This is a genomic window from Acinetobacter sp. 1130196, from assembly GCF_000588095.1.
GTDB lineage: Bacteria > Pseudomonadota > Gammaproteobacteria > Pseudomonadales > Moraxellaceae > Acinetobacter > Acinetobacter nosocomialis.
In genome coordinates this window covers 21,800-41,733 of record NZ_JFWX01000002.1, presented here as the reverse complement: position 1 = coordinate 41,733, position 19,934 = coordinate 21,800, and the positions used below count along the sequence as shown (strand labels likewise).

Genomic DNA, 19,934 nt, shown 5'->3' with positions numbered 1-19,934 from the left:
GACCAGTCATCGGAGATATTTTGAATGACTTGACGTATATTTGTAAACAGAACTATATTCTTTAACAGAATAATATTCTGTATTTTCAAATTAAAGGAAAATTAATTATGGCAACAACATTAGAACTCTGGAATAAAATCACTGCTTTCCCTAAAGGAAAGTGGACTTTCTCTCGTATGCTGTGCCTAAAAGCACCCTATTTCGGCAGTATTTCTCCTCTTTTTATTGAGCTAAAGCCAAATTATTGTGAAATTTCCATCAAAAAGAAGCGTTCTGTGCTTAACCATATTGGAACAGTACATGCAATTGCCATGTGTAATATGGCAGAGCTCGCAGGTGGAACAATGACAGAAGTTACTGTCCCTTCTACTCATCGCTGGATTCCAAAAGGCATGACTGTTGAATATTTAAAAAAGGCAGAAACGGATCTTATTGCTGTAGCCGCGCCTGTACATGCGAATTATGACTGGGAAAAGGCTGGAGAATATTTAGTTAATGTAGATGTTTACGACACTCACAAAGACAAGGTATTCCATGCCACTATTACGATGTGGATTTCTAAAAAGAAATAAAAAAAGCCCTGAACTCTCAGGGCTTTTTCATATTATTTTTTAAATGGGAAAGCATATTTTGCAATACGCCCGACCACTTGACCGAACTGTTTAACAAAGCTGGCATTGTTATAGTTCAAACCATATTTTTTACAAACTGCTTCAACTTTTGGAGCCATTTGACGATAACGACGAGCAGGAATATCTGGGAATAAGTGATGTTCGATTTGATGACTTAAGTGACCAGACAAAATATGAAATGCCTCAGAACCTGTTAAGTTAGAAGAACCACGAATTTGGCGCATATACCAGTGTCCACGGCTTTCTTCCTGTAAAACAGATTTTGGAAATACTTCTGCATCTTTTGTGAAGTGACCACAGAAAATAATACTGAATGTCCAGATATTACGAAGACCATTAGCGACTAAGTTACCCGTAAATACTGGTAAAGCTGCTGGCCCTGCAATGAGAGGGAAGAAAACATAGTCTTTAAAAAGTTGCTTACCAATTTTTTTATTCACTGGTTTTAACTCTTCTAAAAATTGTGCCTTGGTCTTACGTTTATAAAGCACACGCCCAATTTCAAGATTCTGAATTGCTACGCCCCACTGGAACAATAAGCAAAATGGAATACTATAAATCGGTTGCAGTAAAAACCCTGGTTTCCAACGTTGCTCAGGGAATAAACGGAGTAAGCCATAACCAATATCATCATCAATACCTTTAATATTGGTATAAGTATGATGTTTATAGTTATGAGTTTGGCGCCAGTTATCAGATGTACCTACCGTGTCCCACTCATAAGTTTGGCCATTAAATTTTGGATCATTCATCCAGTCATATTGACCATGCATAACATTATGACCAAGTTCCATGTTCTCCATAATTTTAGAGAAACCTAATAGACCTGTACCCAAAATCCATGCTGGTGGGAACCAACCTGCAAATAAGCATGCTCGTCCTAAAAGACTGCTATAGCGAACGGCAGCATAAACACGACGGATATATTTTGCATCTTTTTCACCCAAATCATCCAATACTTCTTGTTTGATCTGGTCAAGCTCTTTTGCAAATGCTTCAAGTTCTGCTGGAGTCAAATCGCGATTTTTAGGATTTTTAAAATATTCGACTTTCACTGGCATATTCATAAGAGGTCTCTCTTAAAGATCAATAACTAGATCGGATTGTGCTGAGTTCACACAAATTTTAAGTAACTGGCTTGGTTCTGTATTTTGACTACCGTTTAGTAGGTTACGTGTAGAACCTTGCGTTTTACTACAAACACATTTATTACAAATTCCCATACGGCAACCGTGTGTTGGCTTAACACCTTCATGCTCAAGGCTCACCAAAATCGATTGTCCCTTAGGAATTGCAATCACTTTATTAGACTGAGTTAATGTGACATTCACATAACCGACATCATCTGCAGAACTTGCATTGCTTAAACTAAACGCTTCAGTAAGCACGGCTGCTGCTTTTTCAAAAAGCTCTTCGACAGTTGAAACAAAGCCAGATGGACCACATGCGTAGACCGTGCTGTTTTCAATATCATCAACCAAAGCAAGATGTTCGGCATTTAAGCGCTCATCATTTGGTGTTTCTTGTGTGTAAAACACCTGATAGCTGAAATTTGGGTTTTGTTCAGCCACTTGCTCGAAATACTCTGTAAAAGCAGCATCAGAACGCTGTTTTACCCAATATAAAAGCTGAACCTGCACTTTTTCTAATTGCTGGCTTTGCTTAATTGCTGTGATTAAGCTCAACATTGGTGTAATACCACTACCAGCAGCTAACATAATTAATTTTGGTGTCTGGATATTTTGTTGCATATCACCATAAGGTTGACCAAGCTCAAAAATATCACCAATCTTACTTTCAGCAATGAACCAATTACTAACAACACCATCAGCAACTTTTTTAACGGTTAAACGTAAGTGCTCTGCATCGATTTGTGTCAAGCTATAAGTACGTTCATAACGGCGGCCCGCAATTTCAACAATCAGTGGATGATGCTGACCTGCTGCTCCCATTTTGACCAAACGGTTGCATTTTAAAGTAAGGCTCACAGTGTCATGAGCTACGAATTCTTTTTTTACAATTTGAACTAGTCCGTGCTGTACAGACCATAAGGGATTTATTTTTTGTAGCCAGAAACTCGCCATATCTTTATCAAATACGGCTTGTGTTAATGAATTGAATAGAGAATTTCTCTTTTCGATTGCTTGCATAACTGAGGGCTCTGTCGCTCTTTTTTAATTATTATACACATGTATATATATTTGTATATACACCCGTACTTTTAATTACAATTTCACAAGTTCCCTGTCTAACGCTATAATCCAGAGAGTTTAAGAATATATTGAAAAGCATGACCCAAACCTCACTTTCTCAGAGCCAAAATGACACAAGCTCTTCACAAGATGTCATTGAAATAAAAACAGTAACGCGTTCTGTTGGAAGAAAAGCGACGATTACTAAAGAGGAACTTTTTCAGGCTGCACTTAACCTGATTGGTCCACAAAAAAGTATCGCCTCATTAAGCTTACGTGAAGTTGCGAGAGAAGCTGGTATTGCACCAAATAGCTTTTATCGCCACTTTAAAGATATTGATGAATTAGCCATTTCACTCATTGACCGCGCTGGTATCGTTTTACGTAAGATTATTCGTCAAGCTCGTCTACGGGCATCTTTTCAAGACAGCATTATTCGTAGTTCGGTAGAAATTTTTCTTCAACAGCTTGATGCAGATGAAGGTAATTTAAGTTTGTTGTTACGCGAAGGCTTTACAGGTTCAGCTTCTTATAAAGCTGCTGTAGACCGCCAGCTCAACTTCTTCCAACAAGAACTACAAGAAGATTTAATCCGTCTAGAGCGATTAAACAACAACCATCTATACCATCCAGAACTCGTTGCAAAAGCAATTACGCAACTTGTATTTCATATGGGTGCTAAGGTGATTGATCTTCCGGTTCATCAACGTGCAGAAGTCGCAGAACAAACCATGATTATGATAAGAATGATTTTAGAAGGTGCCCGTCATCTAGACGAAGCAAAAATACGATAAATTCAACATAAAATGGTTTGTGATTTTACAAGCCATTTTTTATACAGATATACCAGTTTCTTGATAAAAATATAATTCGTAGATTGAAGCAACCAACATGCAAGAGTATAAGTAATTATTATTCTAGCAATACATACCCATATTTCCCCACGATATTTAGGGATTCACATGCAAAGTTTGAGTAATCGTCAAAGCCTGATTGCAAGTTATATTCTGATGGGCATTTTTTTGCTTTCGGTTATCCCCTTGCATCTCTTAGCAAGCTTTTTTGCTGGCTTTCTCATTTATGAAATTATTATTAGTTTAAGCTCTATTGTTGAACGTTATATTGATGGTCAAAGAGCCCGCATTTTTATTAGTATTTTACTCAGTATTATCACGGTTTCACTCATCGCCTTTTTCATTACAAGTTTAATTAGCTTTGTGGTTTATGACTTAAAAGGTGTAGGTATCCATAATATCAACAATAAAGTCGATCAAACGCTATTACACTTACAAACCGAAATTGGCAAATATCTTCCAGGTTATATTCCAGACAGCGTTACAGAACTAAAAGATGAAATTTTTGCGTTTATGAAAGATAACGTGACGACATTAAAAAATGCCAGTTCCGATATCTTACATAACTTCGTAACGATGATTATGGGCCTTATTATTGGTATTTTGGTGGCTATTCATGGCTTTCACCGTCGAACACCACAGCCTATATTTAAGTCTTTACTCATTCAACGTATTCAAAAGTTATCAATTTCTTTTAGAAACGTCGTTTTTGCTCAAATTAAAATTTCAGCAATTAATACGCTGCTCTTTATATTATTTGCATTTGTAATATTGCCGATTTGGGGTGTTCATCTGCCTTTCGCTAAAACATTAACCATTCTTACTTTCTTGTTTGGCTTAATTCCGATTTTAGGCAACTTAATTTCAAATACGCTCACATTTATTGCTGCGCTTACGGTTTCACTCGGTCTAGCAGGCGTTGCTCTGCTCTATCTCGTATTAGTACATAAGTTAGAATATTTTATTAATGCGAAAATTATTGGACATAAAATTAATGCCAATGCATGGGAAATTTTATTGGCAATGTTAATTTTTGAGTCAATTTTTGGTTTAGGTGGCCTGATTGCAGCTCCAATCTTTTATGCCTATTTAAAACTAGAATTAAAAGATGCCAGAATGATTTAGTTAAATTTTACTCAATAAAAAAGCGCCGTTACGGCGCTTTTTTATGATTTCCTACTTATGGTTTAACCACCACAAGTACTTGAATCGCTTCCGGAGTTACAGTTAAGCCATCGAGTAAACTCAAGCCTTCTTTTTGCAACTTCTGTAAGCGCTCAATTTCGTCTTGACGAATACTTGGGTTGAACTGTTTTAAATAAGTTAAGCGGTCAATCTCGTATTGCCATTTGCTACCATAATGCTCTTTTGCCTGCTGTTGTAACTGTGGCAAGCCTACTTTAGCAATATCAAGCGCTTGTCTATAACGCTCTTCAATTACTTCACGGCGAGCTTTAACCACTTGGCGGCAGCTATTGCCATCTAAATGGTGCAAATATGGTTTTAAAATGGTTGGATCGATCTTTTCAGACAAGTCCTGACCATTTTCACTTAACAACACGCGAATGAGCTGTTTCGGTAAGCTTGATGGCAAGTTCAAAGATTTTGGTGCAACTACATCAACTTTAAACCAAACTTCAAGTAATACAGAACCTTGCTTTAATGCATTTGACTTAAGAACAGCAACATTAGTACTACCGAAGGATTGTGTACGGATCATTTCCATTACACTTTCAATGAACGGATGCTCTAAGGTCAGGTATTGAGCGTCTTCACGCATTTGTGCTTGATCACGATAGAACGTCGCAGTCATGCCCTCTTCGTCTAGTGCCAAACCTTGTACTTGCATCTGGTCTGTTGGACGAATAATAACAGTACCGTTACTTTGCTCATCAAAATCGATATTGGTTGAAGACATAAAACGCTTCACAAACATAGGTAATGTTGTGTTGTCATCGTAGTCTTCTAAGGCTTGAACAATTTCTTGTGCAACGATAGGACGACATGAGTTGTATTCAAGCAAGCGATCTCGACCAGCTTGTAACTCTGTTTCTAAAGCTTGACGTTGAACATTGACTTCTTCGAGTAAGTCTTCGAATGTTTGGCCTTGATCTGAAAGCAAGCAGTCTTTTAATTCAACAATAAAGTTTTCTTGCAGCGTTTGAGCTGTCGGAGAAATATTGCTAAAAATATTTAATGCTTCATTGTACCAACGGAACATACGCTCTTGAGCGGTGCCCATTAAGTAAGGTACATGAATTTGAATACGGTTTTCTTGACCAATACGGTCTAAACGACCAATACGTTGTTCTAAAACATCTGGGTTTGCAGGCAAATCAAATAAAATGAGATCACTCGCAAACTGGAAGTTACGACCTTCTGAACCAATTTCAGAACACAGTAAAATTTGAGCACCATAGCTTTCTTCTGCAAAGTAAGCAGCTGCTTGGTCACGCTCAAGTAAACTCATGCCTTCATGGAACATTGCAGTACGAATACCTGCATGCAAACGAAGTGCGCTTTCTAAAGATTCAACTACAGGACCACTACGTGCAATTAAAAGAACTTTTTTATGTTTAAGTTCTTTACGTAGAATTTCCATTAACCATGGCACACGTGGGTCATTTTGCATCCATGATCCATCAATTTGTGCTTCTTCTGGCCACATTTGCTCACGTAGTTTACCGTCTTTTGACCAATCTTCTGGCGCTGGCAAAGGTGCTGGTTGGCAATCACGACCTGGGAAACCTTGAATCGCTTCACGCGTATTACGGAATAAAATACGACCTGTACCATGACGGTCTAACAACTCATGAATCGCTCTGAAACGTTGTTCAGGCTGATCTTCAATTGAATGACCCAATAAACCCTCTAAAGCAGTTAAATGCTCTTGAGTTAAAGGTTCATCTGACATCAATACTTCTGCAACTTGAGCAGTTTGCTGATATTGCGCTTCTTCATCCAAGAAACGCTCTAAACTGCTAAAGCGCTGCGGATCTAACAAACGTAAGCGTGCAAAGTGACTTTCTACACCAAGCTGTTCAGGTGTTGCTGTAAGAAGTAATACCCCAGCCGTATTTTCGGCAAGCTCTTCAACTAAGTCGTAACGATCATTACCGCCTTCTTCTTCGCTCCACATTAAATGATGCGCTTCATCGACAACGAGTAAATCGAAACCAGCTTCTAGTGCTTGCTCACGTAAATCGTCATGGTCCACCATCAAGTCGACGCTGGCAATAATGCATTGCTCAGTTAAGAACGGGTTAAGCTCTGGATCATGTTCTTTAATAGACGCAGTACGGGTTAAATCGAACAGAGAAAATTGCAAGTTGAAACGGCGACGCATTTCAATCATCCACTGATATTGCAGCGAATCAGGGACTAAGATGAGGATACGTTCTGAACGACCAGTTTTAAGCTGTTGATGGATAATCAAACCAGCTTCAATTGTTTTACCTAAACCTACTTCATCGGCAAGTAAAACACGTGGTGCAAAACGTTTACCGACTTCATGTGCAATATAGAGTTGATGTGGGATTAAACCAACGCGTGCACCAACCAAGCCGCGTAATGGACTGGTTTGCATTTGCGCTTGCATTAGCATGGCTTCAATGCGTAAGTCATACCACTCTTTATAATCGATCTGGCTTGCTAGCAAACGATCTAAGGGTTTTGATAATTGAATTTGTGCACCGATACGAGTTTCATTGAGCGCTTTACGTTCTTGTTCGCCATTTTCTAAGGTACGAACTACGTTGTAACGCAAAACGCCATGGCGGTCTTCAACCGACTCAACAATCCACTTTTGGCCTTCTTGATCTTGAACTTCATCGTTTGTGTTAAAGATGATACGAGATAATGGTGCGTTATTACGTGCATAGACACGCGTTTCATCACTCTTGGGGAATAAAATGCTGACAGATCTTTCATCTACATCAATAAGAACGCCTAAACCGAGCTCAGTCTCTGTATCTGATAGCCAACGTTGACCAATAGCATACTGCTGCAATTTTTCCACCTTTTTCTCAAGTTCGCACTACATATTGTACGATGCAAATTAGCTTATTTTTGCATCTTTTTATGTAGTCTTTAAAGCAAAATTTTGCAGCAGAAACCAATTAAATTATTTCGCTACAAAAATTACTCATTGAAAGTTTTTACATTAAAACGGTACAGGACAGTTAAACGTTAATGATTCCCCTGTGACAGGATGATTAAAGCTTAACTGTTTGGCATGCAAGCACAGACGAGGAACAAGTAATTGTTCCGGTGTTGCATACAATGTATCACCTACAATCGGATGTCCCAGATATTGCATGTGTACACGGAGTTGATGAGAACGTCCGGTAATCGGTGTTAATTTGACACGCGTAACCGGTTGTCCCTGAATCTGGAAATGTTCGATCGCCTGCCAATGTGTTAAAGCAGGTTTATTATGAGAAGCGTCGACAATATGTAAAGGTGGTCGACTCGGGTCATAGACGACAGGGATATCAACAGTCCCTTCGCCATGTAGATGGCCTGCGACTAACGCTTCATATATTTTCGAAGTTTGACGGTCTTGAAATTGGCGTGCAATCGCACTTTGTCCACGCTTAGATAACCCAAAAACCAAAATACCCGAGGTATCACGGTCAAGGCGGTGAATGAGCAAAGTTCGTGGTTCAATTGTCACCAGTCTTGTCAAAACGCTGTCATGTAAATCACCTTTCCCTGGCACACTCAAAATGTCCGAAGGTTTATGAATCACCATAAAATCATCATCACGATAGATCAGATGTTCACTTAGAAAATCACTCAAAGTTGTATTCCCAAGGTAAGATGAAAAACAAGCGGGCAATAATAAAAAGCTTACGTCCGAATTACAATGCCGTTCGGGTAAATTAACAACAGAATTTGCAAATATTATGATTCAGTTTATGGCTAAAGCCGATTAGTGCTTCAATAACTGCATAATATGTTGCAACGTAGGTGTTTGCATCAGCTCTTCAGCACTTAGCCCCGCCCCGTTCGCACGCCATAATTCCACCAGATAATTAACTCCAGCAGTGTCTAGACCATAGTTTCTTAAATCTATTTCGGGATGAATTTCCATTGGATGCCGCCCAACCTGTTCAGCAACTGCCAATAAAATTCCCTTATCGGACAACACCTGTGACGACGGTGCACTTAAAGACCATAAGCGCATTAAAGTCTGTGTGTTTATATGTTGAATGGAGTCAAAACTGATTTTTTCAATCCATTGTATATGCTGCTCTAAACTACTCGCCAAAATCGCATCATTTACAACGGCTACATAATCTGTAATCGATAAAACAAGCTGCATGACTTGCTTAAATAGCGGTGTTAAATTTCCCGCCATTATCACTTGTGCCTGAGGGTTTGATGACAACTGTTGCCCAAGCTGTAACATGGCCTGTTGAAGTTGAGATGACTGAATCATCATAACTGGAATTTCGAGTGCCTGTGCTCTTTTGCTTAGCATTTCTAAATGATCGGCTAATGGTTGGTTCATCCATTCAGGGGTATTTTCAAGTTCATTTAACCCAACCATGAGCAAAATGCTATGCGTAGATTCAATAGGCCAATTTGAAGTACTTGCGGCTAACTGGATTTTTCGAGGTAAGGGATAAAACATTGTTCTCTACAAATATAAAAATAGCTCAAATTAAAAGGCCCGTTTAAAACGGGCCTTTTTGCTTACTTCATTTCAGCGAAGGTTTCTTTTGCAGCCTGAATCGTATATTCGATATCTTCATCTGAATGAGCAGATGAAATAAAGCCTGCTTCAAATGCTGACGGCGCCAAGTTTACACCGCGCTTTAACATGCCATGGAAGAACTTTTTGAAAGCTTCAATATCACATGCCAACATTGAGTCAAAGCTTGTAATATCTTCTTGGTCGGTAAAGTAAAGGCCAAACATTGCGCCCGCTTGCTGAGTTTTAAATGGAATACCTGCTTCATCTGCTGCTGCTTGTAAGCCTGCAAGTAACTTTTCAAGTTGAGCCGATAATTTGCTGTAAAAATCCGGTTGACGTAAATGTTTGAACATTTCAATACCTGCGCGCATAGCAAGTGGGTTACCAGATAAAGTTCCCGCTTGGTATACACCACCTAAAGGTGCGATGCATTCCATGATTTCTCGCTTACCACCAAATGCACCTACAGGTAAGCCCGCGCCAATAATTTTACCCAAAGTCGTTAAGTCAGGTTTAACGTTGTAAACTGACTGAGCACCGCCTAATGCAACACGGAAACCAGTCATTACTTCATCAATAATGAATACAGATTTATATTCATCACACACATCACGAATCGCTTGTAAGAAACCATCAATTGGTTTCACCATATTCATGTTACCTGCGACAGGTTCAATAATGACACCCGCAATTTCATGACCAAATTTTGCAAAGCATTCTTTTAATGCTGCAATATCGTTATATGGCAGCGTTAAAGTGTGTTTAGCGAAGTCAGCTGGTACACCTTTCGATGTTGGTTCACCCTCACCTTTAGTTAATAAACCAGAACCTGCTTTTACCAATAAAGAGTCAGAGTGCCCATGGTAACAACCTTCAAACTTCACGATCTTGTCACGGCCAGTATAACCACGTGCTAAACGAATAGCAGTCATAGTTGCTTCTGTACCAGAGTTGGTCATACGTACCAATTCAATAGATGGCATGATTTCACAAATGATATCTGCCAAGGTAGTTTCGTGTACGGTTGGTGCACCAAAACTTAAACCATCTTCTGCTGCTGTTTGTACAGCTTTAATAATATCTGGATGAGCATGACCCAAAATCATTGGTCCCCAAGAGCCAACATAATCTACATAGCGCTTGCCATCTACATCCCATAAATACGCACCTTTGGCTTTCTCGATGAAAACCGGTGTTCCTCCAACGCCATTAAAGGCACGTACCGGAGAGTTCACACCACCTGGAATGTGTTTGCTGGCTTGTTTAAATAACTGTTCTTGCTTTGGAGATAAACTCATGGAAATGCTCGTCTTAAATATCTAAAAATAATTTTGAAAGCTTAAGAAAATAATTGTGCCCATGCTTGTACACGGGCAGGAATTTCAGCAGTTGATCGACCTAATATATCACTAATGACTGCACAGAGGTCAGCTCCGGCCTCAATCACGGGTTTTGAGTTTTCAACTGTTAAACCACCAATTGCACAAATAGGTAAATCATACTGAGCTGCTGCTTGCCTAATCACTTCTATACCTACATTACCTGCTTCCGGTTTAGTCGCAGTTGCATACACAGCGCCAAAGGCAACATAAGTTGCGCCATCGGCAATTGCTTTTTGGGCAAGTTCTAATGAGTTTAGGCAAGTACGACCAATAATGACACCTTCTGGTAACTGTGATTTTGCATCGGTAATTTCACCGTCACTTTGTCCTAAATGCACACCTAAACCAAACTTTGCAGCCAGTTTTAGATCATCATTAATGACAAAAGGAACCTGATATTTTTCACATAAACCTTTAATCTGTTCAACTTCAGCAGGCTGATCGGCTTTGTCTACTTTTTTACGGCGGTACTGTAAAATTGCGATTTGATGGGTTGCGAGTGCAGCGTCTAGTTTTTCTAATAATAATTCGATTGGGTCATCATTGGTAATGAGATATAAACCGCGCATACTCTACTCTCGCTTTTGAAAACTTCGCTAGTATAACGGATTTATAAGTCATCATAAGTACCGATTGATATAGGCTTACCAGTACCAATCGGTATATTTAAAAAAATAAATAAATTAACTTGGAATTTTATCATGCTTGCGATCAATCAAACTTAATCGACCCATTGCAACATCCGAAAGCATTCGCCAATCAGAAATAAAGCTATAAAGTGGCTGTTTAAAGCTGGCAGGCTTATTTTTTTCAAACACAAAATGTCCAACCCATGCATTTGCATAACCCGCTACCAAACCATAGAGCACATATTTAGCTTGTTTCTTACGAATCGCTTTTGAAAAAAAGTATAGACCAATGCTACTTCCCACCACATGTAAGCGTCTGCTCATAATGTTACGGTGTTCGGTTAAGTAAAAACGATAAAATTCCTGATAGTTTTTAATCGGTAACTCAAACTCTGGCTGAGTTTCATGGCTAAAGTTTACTGGTGCATTCACGATCATCTTCCTGATTTTTATTTGATCAAAACATCACCTGATTGTACACCTAAATAAAAGTGTAGCGTCATATGTTTGATTGTAACTTTCTCTATCAAAAACATTATTTTTAGCGCTAAGCTATTATACTTATTCAAGATAGTTTAAATACCTGATTCAGGGAGATCCATTATGGTTGAAGTTGAGCTTAAGTTTCAGTTACCTGAATCGAAGAAAAAAACTGTTCAGCAGTATTTAAAAAAGCATAAAGCGCAGCATATTCATTTACAGGCCAAGTATTACGATACACCAAATCGCCTACTCGCAAAAAATGGCATGGCTCTACGTTTACGTAAAGAAAATGATTTATGGGTACAAACCTTTAAGGCTGCCGGCCAAAGTCATTTACATCGTGTTGAAGAAGAAGTTTTTTTAGGAAAATGCGAACAAGAACCTGAAATAAACCTTGAGTTATATAAAGACAATAAAGCCGTCACAGATTTGATTACTCAAGCTTTAGGCTCTGAAGTCGAAAAGCTAAGCTTACAGTTTGAGACTGATGTACAACGTACTTATCATGTTTTTGAAGCAGATGACACAGCAATTGAAGTCTGTCTGGATGACGGCGTCGTAAAAACAGCAACAGCACAAAGCAAAATTTGCGAAGTTGAGTTCGAACTTAAACAAGGTGCAGTTAAAACACTTATTCAATTTGCTCAGCAATGGATTAATCGTTATGAACTTTGGCTCGATGTTAGAAGTAAAGCCGAGCGAGGTAATTTACTTGCATTGGGGCAAGCTGCTTCACCGGCTGTTCACGCAAAAAATCTGAACTTAGATAAAGACGTTTCAGCAGAACAGGCGCTCAAAAAAATTGTAGAAAACTGTTTGGGACAGTTCTTGCCGAATATGGCTGCAATTGCTGATGGTGTTGCAGACGCTGAACACATTCATCAAGCACGCGTGAGCTTACGCCGTTTACGCAGCGCACTTCACCATTTTGCAACATGGTCAGACGAGTTAAATCCTGTGTGGGAAGAACAAATTGCCGAGCTTTTCCGCAAGCTTGGAGACACGCGAGACGAAGATGCCATTCGTACTGAAATTTTACCGATGATTGTGCAGCATGGTTCACCTGAACTTTTGCTACCTATTTCTGAGCAGCCATTAAAAGACCTAACCACACTGTTTAAATCTGCAGAAACCGTTAAGCTCGTGCTCGCATTACTGGCATTTGCTTATTCAGAAGAAGATAACCAAAACGCTAAAGGAAAATTGAAAAAACAGATAGAAAAAAGCTTAGACAAGTTACATCACCAAGTCATAAGTCATGCCGAGCATTTCACAGAACTTGAAGTCACTGAACAGCACAAAATACGTAAAAAAGCGAAGCAATTACGTTACTGTATCGAATTTATATCAAGCTTATATCCACGTAAAAATGTTCAGCAGTTTTTAAAAAAATTACAGCCTGTGCAAAATACTTTAGGACTTTATAACGACTTGTTTATTGCCGAAGATCTATTTAATAAAGCAACTGAACATGACCCACATTTTTGGTTTGCATTAGGATGGGTTAAAGCCAAACAGCCTTATTTACAAAATCAGTCTGCCGAAGCTTTGCAAAAATTTAAACAGGCAAAAATATTTTGGTAAGAATTTTAAAGTCGCGACAAATATGCCGCGACTTTTTATCTATATTTACCAAATACTTTCCATACACCATTATCTGCTAATGGGTCGCTATAGCTATCACTACGCTGTTTTCTTGGCTTATCACGAGCGTCAACAAGTTTAAAGTGTGGCTCTACCCCCAACACAATACCATTGGTATAAAACCGTGAACGCGTATATTCAGTTTGACCATGCTGGAATACATAAGTTCTTAAATCGATAAATTCGCGGTGTGCAACTAATGCTGCCGTGTCGTCGCTTTGCAACCATTCTTGCATGGTAAAAATCTGGTCTGTGTCAAACTGTCCACATTTTTCAATAAGACTGGCCACACCACGGAAAGTTTTAGATTCTTTTGCGCGTGTTTTATTAATACGAATTCGGTCTACATGGAAAAAGAATAAAGGTAAATTTAAATGACTCGGTAAATGAATCGCATCTGGTAATTCATCTTCCATAAAAGGCTGAAAAAGCTCTTGTGCCCTTTCTATTAAATCTTTCCATTGTTGATAATAGGCTAAGACTTCTTCTTGCAAACCATAATAAATTGGTAGCCCTTCGACATGCTCCAAATACTGGGGCGGAAAAACATGCTGACGTAATAAAGCAATGTCTGTTTTTAGACTTTGAACGGCAATTGCATCTTGCATATTATAACTCCCAATACTTAGGCTATTTACAGACTAAGGCAAAGGTTTTGTTTCCGCAAGGCTTTGCCTATAATAAGCAGCTCTATTTTTGCGGGAATAAGTCATGTCTCAAAAGATTAATGCAACAGATATTACTGAAGAAGAAGCGTTAAATGCTGTTTTCTTTGAGCGTGCGGATGAATTCATTAAACAAGCGAATGATTTTTGTCGCCCGCCTAAAGGCCAAAAACCTGATCCAGCTGAGCTTCGCGGACAAGTGAGTGCTGCGATGTTATTTGCAACTGCCCGTTTTAATACATGGGTCGCTGCCAATAATTTTAAAGATGGCAATGAAATGCGTGATGCAAAAGAGCAAGTGATGTCTTATCTGCTTCAACAATTTCAAATGATGCTTGAAGATAACTTTGATGAGTACTGTGAACAGTTCGAAAACTATTTACGTTTCCGTAAGAATGAAGATTTTCATACTCATAAGCATGACCATGATCATTAATAAATTTTAAATACCCAAATAAAAAGCCACTTCATGTGGCTTTTTATTTGGCAAGTCATTTATTGCTTTTGCGCTTGGCCATATTGGTCAGCCATCACTTCAACGAGATTGGAAAGTTTAATATATTTTTTAATGACTGCATTCACATCAGCAACAGTTAGCTTTGTTAAATCTTGATCATGCTTAACACGATCCAGTAATGTTTTACCTGACTCAAGCTCAATATTTAACATACCGTGAATATTACGCTCATCCTCTAATGCAGTAACACGTTTTTTCATGAGATCTGCTTTAGCTGCTGCAAGCTCTTGCTCGGTAATACCATTGGTTAATAAGTCATTTAATACCTTATGAACTGAAGCAGAAACTTGTGCCGAACGCCCCGCCGTATAGTTTGCACTAATACTTAATGCACCCACATTGGTGTCCTGATCAAGTTGCAGTCCTGTTCCAAAACCATAAACTAATGCATTTTTTTCACGAAGCTCTTGAGCCAAACGCGAAGAAATTTGAGAATCACCTAAAATATAATTCATTAAAATTAAGGCAGATGCATCCGGATGATTTTTTCCAACCGGTATCGCAAGTACGCTTTGATAACTACCAAACTCACGTTGTTCAGATAAAGCATGTACTTGCTGAGCAGGAAAATCGACGTGTTGAATTAAGATTTTTTCATATGGTTGTTTACTGTTCCAACTACCAAACTCCTGATTTAATAGTTTTTTCATTTTTTTGGCATCAAATGCGCCAGTAATTGCAATTTGGGCATGGTTCATTGCAAAGAAATGCTGATATAACTCTTTGACTTGTTCTTGGGTCACATCCTTTAATTGTTTTTTGGCTAACTCAGGTTCAAAGTGGTAGCGTAAATCACCTGGCTGATATTCTTCAACTAAACGTGACAACGTTAAACCTGCAACTACATCAGGTTCTGTATAAGGTCGATCAAGACTAGATAAGCTTTGAGATTTAATTAAATCGAATTGAGATTGTTCAAATTTAGGGTTTTTCATAACCTCTAGAACAAACTTGAAGAATTCATCAAACTTTTCAGTTTTAGATTGAATATTAATGGTCATGCCATTGCCGTCAGCACTCGCATAAGCCGCGCCACCAGCATCAATCGATTTATCGGCAATATCTTGCAAGCTATATTTATCAGAACCACGAAGTAATAAATACGAAGTTAAATCAACTACCGTGCCTTTATTAAATAAAGATTTTTCTGTACCAAAATCCATAGTAATGGTGGCATAGGTACGATCATCACGGGTTTCCACAGGGAACAAAGCATACTTCATTCCATTTTTAAGTTTTCCACGAATAATCTTTTTCTCATTACTCTCAGCATATTGCTTAGAAGTTTTTAAAAACTCGTTAACTTCTTCTTGATAAACTTTCGGGTCTTTTAAAGGTTCTGGTTTAGCATCTGTCTGATCTAAAGTTTTAGGTTTATCTTTTGGGTCGAGTTGTAATGCTTTCTTTTGATCTTCAGGTGTTGGCAAAATATCGCCATCAATACGATGCCCAGCAATAAGGAACTGTTTTAAGGTTTGATTTACGTCATTGAGCTTCACTTTCTCAACTGCATCTAAATCTTTAAAATATTGATCCCACTGCCCACCAGCTACGCTGTAATCACTTAAACGAGAACCCAAAGCAACGGCGTCTTTATTGACTAACTCGCTTTGTGTTTTCATTAAACTTTTTACACGTTTTAGCTCAGTCTCTGTAAAAGGTTTACCTTTTTCAATTCCAGAGAGCAAAGCGCTTTCTACTTTGTTGGGGTCGTTTTTAGGTGAGTAGACCGCCCCTAAAAATACAACATTAAAATCTTGGTCTAACCAAGTTGATGCCTGAACGTCTGTGCTAATGCCTGTTTCAACCATATTCTGGTACAAATGACCACTTGGCTGCATGGTATATAACATTGGTGCTAAAGCCAGTGTCGGCTGAATTTTGATGTTTTTTCCATTCATATAAATATGGAATTTGGCTAAATCACTGCCTTTTTTCACCACAAATTCACGATTCTTTATTTTTGTAGAATCTAACACAGGCACCTGAACACGCTTAGGCACAGCTCGCGCAGGAATTGGACTAAAATATTGGTCTATCGTTTTTAAAACATCAGTTTTATCAAACTTACCTGAAATCACCATGACCGCATTATTAGGTGCGTACCAACTACGGTAGAACTGGTTCAATTCCGGCATTTTAATTGACTTAAGCTCTGGCAAATCACCAATCGGTAATCGTCCTAAATACTGGTTTCCATAAGCCGATTTCCACATTTGATCCATTAAAACAGCAAAAGGCTGATCCATACGGACTTCACGTTCACGCTTTACGATTTCAATTTCAGAAGGAACAAATTTTTCTTGTAAAACCAATTTGTCCATACGCTCAGATTCAAGATACAGTACTTGATCAAGTGCAGTTTTTTCTGGACGGACAATATTCGTGTATTTAGTTGAATAGTAATCCGTGCTCGCGTTCGTCATTAATGTATATTGATCTAAACGGCGTTGGAATTCTTCACCTTTTACATTTTGCGTGCCTTTAAAGGCCAAATGCTCAAGTAAATGTGCTAAGCCACCTTTACCTTGCGGATCATTTAAAGAACCTGTCAAATAGATGGTATTAATAAAGATTTTATTTTCTTTGTCATTCGGGGCAAGTACGACCCGAAAACCATTATCTAATTTATATTCCTCAATATTTTGCTTACTTTTTACTAATGTTGTTTGTGCAAAAGACGCAGCACTTAAACCAAGAATACATAGGGAGAGAGTCAGTTGTTTAAACTGCATAAACATATAAATACCAATTAATTTGAATAATAAAAAATCAATAGTTGTGGGACTATAGTAGGAAATTTAAGCTGACATTAATAGTAAAGATTTGAAAAAAAAGCCGTTTATTTAAACGGCCTTATATTTTAAGGAAAAATTTCTGCTTGCATATAAAGTTTGCCATAGCCTGAAATTTCAATACGCTCCTGATTTAAGACATTACAATACAAAACGCCTCCACGGTTAGAAGCCTGATAAGCAGTAATATTATTTTTAGCGAGTTTCTCTGCCCATAGCGGTGCTATTGCGGTATGAATTGAACCTGTAACAGGATCTTCTTCTATACCTGCGACAGGAGCAAAGTAACGCGATACGCAATCATAGTCTTGATCTGCTCTTGACGTTATTGCTACATCAAGACCACTGGTGGTAATCGCAGTCCGCTTACCTAAGGCTTTAAGCAAATTCATGTCAGGCTTCTCATCTAACACATCTTGAACTGATTCATATTCAACAATGTAGGCTTGAACATTTTGATAAACCACTTTAAACGGTTTTGTTAATGCTTGACGTAAAACAGCCGGATAATCTTCAACTTGATGAGCCTTACGAATTGGAAAATTCATTCTGATTTTGCCGTCTTCATCTCGATGAACGACAAATAGGCCTAAGTTTCGTACATGAAAATTAAGAGTCTTTTTCTCGGTATAATCTTTAAATAATACGAACGCACTGGCAAGAGTCGCATGTCCACAAAAATCGACTTCAACTGTTGGAGTAAACCAACGGATTTCATAATTTTCAGAGTCTATAATTTTTACAAAAGCAGTTTCGGATAAGTTATTTTCAAGCGCTATCTTTTGCATTAAATCTGCATCTAGCCACTCTTTTTCAACTACTACAGCAGCAGGGTTTCCACGAAATAATTCTTTGGTAAAAGCATCGACTTGATACATTTTCATGTTAGTGCTCTCTTTCTTAATAGACTCATTTTTAAAAATTATTTAAAAGAAAAACAGATACAGTTTTTTTAAAATTAACATCACAGTAGCAATTTACGTATATAAAAAAACGGCTCATCCAGACTGGATGAGCCATTTTAATATTAACTTTTAATGATGTTGAGTTAATTCAATTTCATCTTCGCTATTCATTATAGCTTTGTCGGTCTGCCCCATAAATTGGCTTGTAACTACACCAGCAGTCATCGAACCATTTACGTTTAACGCAGTACGACCCATATCAATTAACGGTTCAATTGAAATAAGAAGTGCAACTAAAGTTACAGGTAAGCCCATCGCAGGAAGTACGATCAATGCTGCGAAAGTTGCACCACCACCAACACCAGCGACGCCAATTGAACTTAAAGTGACAATACCCACTAACGAAGCAATCCACATTGGGTCTAGGGTGTTAATACCCATAGTTGGCGCAACCATGACTGCGAGCATGGCTGGATATAAACCCGCACAACCATTTTGTCCAATAGTGGCACCAAAAGAAGCAGAGAAACTTGCAATAGACTCAGGCACGCCTAAACGACGAGTTTGCGCTTCAATGCTAAGTGGAATACTTGCTGCACTTGAACGACTCGTAAACACGAATGTAAGAACTGGAGCAACTTTCTTGAAGAACTTAAGGGGAGAAACACCAGTCAGAGTCAAAATAATGGCATGTACGACAAACATAATCGCCAAGCCTAAATAAGACGCGACCAAGAAACCGCCTAGGTTCAAGATATCCGCAACATTTGAACTTGCCACAACTTTTGTCATGAGAGCAAAAACACCATACGGTGTAAGCGTCATTACTAAACGAACAAGCTTCATGACCCATGACTGTAAAGTCTGAATAGCCGTCAGAATACGTTGACCTTTTTCTGCATCATCTTTCATCAAGTTGAGTGCTGCTATCCCTAAAAATACAGCAAAGATAACCACGCTAATAATTGAAGTCGGATTTGCACCCGTTAACTCAGCAAAAGGGTTACTCGGAATAAAAGAAAGTATAAATTGCGGTACGCTTAAGTCTGTTACTTTACCCACATAGTCAGTCTGAATCGCGGTAAGTCGAGCTGTTTCTGCAGCCCCTTGTACCAAACCTTTGGCAGTTAAACCAAATAAGTTCGTCACAAATACCCCAACCAGCGCAGCGATGAGTGTCGTAAATAACAAAGTTCCGATGGTATAGAAGCTGATTTTTCCTAAAGAAGAAGCTTGGTGCAGCTTCGCTACCGCACCTAAAATCGAAACAAAGACCAAAGGCATCACGACCATTTGTAAAAGTTTTACATAGCCGTTACCAACAATATTAAACCAGCTAATAGATTCAGCAAGAATCGGATGGCCACCGCCATAAATCAAATGTAGTCCTAAGCCAAACACCACACCTAGAACTAAGCCGGCAAGAACTTTTTTAGACAAGCTCCAGTCCGTTTTACGTGTTTGGGCGAGTAAAAATATTAACCCGACAAAAACCACAATATTGATGATTAAGGGTATATTCATTCCCAAACTCC

The 19,934-nt window shown here is 38.5% G+C and carries 17 protein-coding genes; 5 read left to right on the top strand and 12 right to left on the bottom strand.

Annotated elements, in window-relative coordinates:
* The first annotated feature begins 107 nt into the window (after window positions 1–107).
* Window positions 108–572 carry a hotdog fold domain-containing protein gene (locus J671_RS06870; protein ID WP_031981772.1) on the top strand — a complete coding sequence of 155 codons (465 nt, stop codon included), beginning with the start codon at window positions 108–110 and terminating at the stop codon, window positions 570–572.
* 32 nt (window positions 573–604) lie between these two features.
* Here J671_RS06870 and J671_RS06865 read toward each other — a convergent pair whose 3' ends face one another.
* On the bottom strand, window positions 605–1,699 hold the full coding sequence (locus J671_RS06865) for a fatty acid desaturase family protein (RefSeq protein WP_002052591.1): 1,095 nt from the start codon (window positions 1,697–1,699) through the stop codon (window positions 605–607).
* Window positions 1,700–1,711: 12 nt separating this feature from the next.
* Window positions 1,712–2,782 carry a ferredoxin reductase gene (locus tag J671_RS06860; RefSeq protein ID WP_031981771.1) on the bottom strand — a complete coding sequence of 357 codons (1,071 nt, stop codon included), beginning with the start codon at window positions 2,780–2,782 and terminating at the stop codon, window positions 1,712–1,714.
* A 140-nt stretch (window positions 2,783–2,922) separates the two neighbouring features.
* Between J671_RS06860 and fabR the strand changes: the two genes are divergently transcribed.
* Both fabR and J671_RS06850 read left to right on the top strand, forming a co-directional pair.
* The gene (gene fabR, locus J671_RS06855) at window positions 2,923–3,618 is read left to right on the top strand and encodes an HTH-type transcriptional repressor FabR (protein ID WP_004707630.1); all 696 of its coding nucleotides are present in this window, start codon (window positions 2,923–2,925) and stop codon (window positions 3,616–3,618) included.
* 168 nt (window positions 3,619–3,786) lie between these two features.
* Window positions 3,787–4,803, top strand: a complete 1,017-nt coding sequence (locus J671_RS06850) for an AI-2E family transporter (protein ID WP_002052593.1) — start codon at window positions 3,787–3,789, stop codon at window positions 4,801–4,803.
* 55 nt (window positions 4,804–4,858) lie between these two features.
* Here J671_RS06850 and rapA read toward each other — a convergent pair whose 3' ends face one another.
* The 6 genes from rapA to J671_RS06820 form a co-directional block, all read right to left on the bottom strand.
* On the bottom strand, window positions 4,859–7,696 hold the full coding sequence (gene rapA, locus J671_RS06845) for an RNA polymerase-associated protein RapA (protein ID WP_031981770.1): 2,838 nt from the start codon (window positions 7,694–7,696) through the stop codon (window positions 4,859–4,861).
* A gap of 144 nt (window positions 7,697–7,840) precedes the next feature.
* On the bottom strand, window positions 7,841–8,479 hold the full coding sequence (locus J671_RS06840) for an RluA family pseudouridine synthase (protein WP_031981768.1): 639 nt from the start codon (window positions 8,477–8,479) through the stop codon (window positions 7,841–7,843).
* Window positions 8,480–8,611: 132 nt separating this feature from the next.
* Window positions 8,612–9,316: an isochorismatase gene (locus J671_RS06835; RefSeq protein WP_031981766.1), complete on the bottom strand. Its 705-nt coding sequence runs from the start codon at window positions 9,314–9,316 to the stop codon at window positions 8,612–8,614.
* 62 nt (window positions 9,317–9,378) lie between these two features.
* A complete protein-coding gene (gene hemL, locus J671_RS06830) occupies window positions 9,379–10,677 on the bottom strand; it encodes a glutamate-1-semialdehyde 2,1-aminomutase (RefSeq protein WP_002052888.1) in 1,299 nt (432 codons plus the stop codon).
* Between the two features lie 41 nt (window positions 10,678–10,718).
* Window positions 10,719–11,330 carry a thiamine phosphate synthase gene (gene thiE / locus J671_RS06825; protein WP_031981765.1) on the bottom strand — a complete coding sequence of 204 codons (612 nt, stop codon included), beginning with the start codon at window positions 11,328–11,330 and terminating at the stop codon, window positions 10,719–10,721.
* 114 nt (window positions 11,331–11,444) lie between these two features.
* Window positions 11,445–11,828: a DUF962 domain-containing protein gene (locus J671_RS06820; protein ID WP_022575306.1), complete on the bottom strand. Its 384-nt coding sequence runs from the start codon at window positions 11,826–11,828 to the stop codon at window positions 11,445–11,447.
* 165 nt (window positions 11,829–11,993) lie between these two features.
* Here J671_RS06820 and J671_RS06815 point away from each other — a divergent pair, with 165 nt between their 5' ends.
* Complete coding sequence (locus J671_RS06815; RefSeq protein ID WP_031981763.1) at window positions 11,994–13,457, top strand: CYTH and CHAD domain-containing protein; 1,464 nt, start codon at window positions 11,994–11,996, stop codon at window positions 13,455–13,457.
* 35 nt (window positions 13,458–13,492) lie between these two features.
* Here J671_RS06815 and J671_RS06810 read toward each other — a convergent pair whose 3' ends face one another.
* Window positions 13,493–14,125 carry a hypothetical protein gene (locus tag J671_RS06810; RefSeq protein WP_004885938.1) on the bottom strand — a complete coding sequence of 211 codons (633 nt, stop codon included), beginning with the start codon at window positions 14,123–14,125 and terminating at the stop codon, window positions 13,493–13,495.
* Between the two features lie 103 nt (window positions 14,126–14,228).
* On the opposite strand from J671_RS06810, the gene J671_RS06805 reads away from it, so the two are divergent.
* Entirely contained in the window at window positions 14,229–14,618 is a 390-nt protein-coding gene (locus J671_RS06805) for a DUF3144 domain-containing protein (RefSeq protein ID WP_002052603.1), read from the top strand.
* A gap of 59 nt (window positions 14,619–14,677) precedes the next feature.
* On the opposite strand, the gene J671_RS06800 is transcribed toward J671_RS06805, so the two are convergent.
* From J671_RS06800 to J671_RS06790, 3 genes are all read right to left on the bottom strand, one after another.
* A complete protein-coding gene (locus tag J671_RS06800) occupies window positions 14,678–17,440 on the bottom strand; it encodes a M16 family metallopeptidase (protein ID WP_031981761.1) in 2,763 nt (920 codons plus the stop codon).
* A gap of 122 nt (window positions 17,441–17,562) precedes the next feature.
* A complete protein-coding gene (locus J671_RS06795) occupies window positions 17,563–18,378 on the bottom strand; it encodes a PhzF family phenazine biosynthesis protein (protein WP_031981759.1) in 816 nt (271 codons plus the stop codon).
* Between the two features lie 150 nt (window positions 18,379–18,528).
* Window positions 18,529–19,923: an L-cystine transporter gene (locus J671_RS06790; protein WP_031981758.1), complete on the bottom strand. Its 1,395-nt coding sequence runs from the start codon at window positions 19,921–19,923 to the stop codon at window positions 18,529–18,531.
* Between the last annotated feature and the right edge of the window lie 11 nt (window positions 19,924–19,934).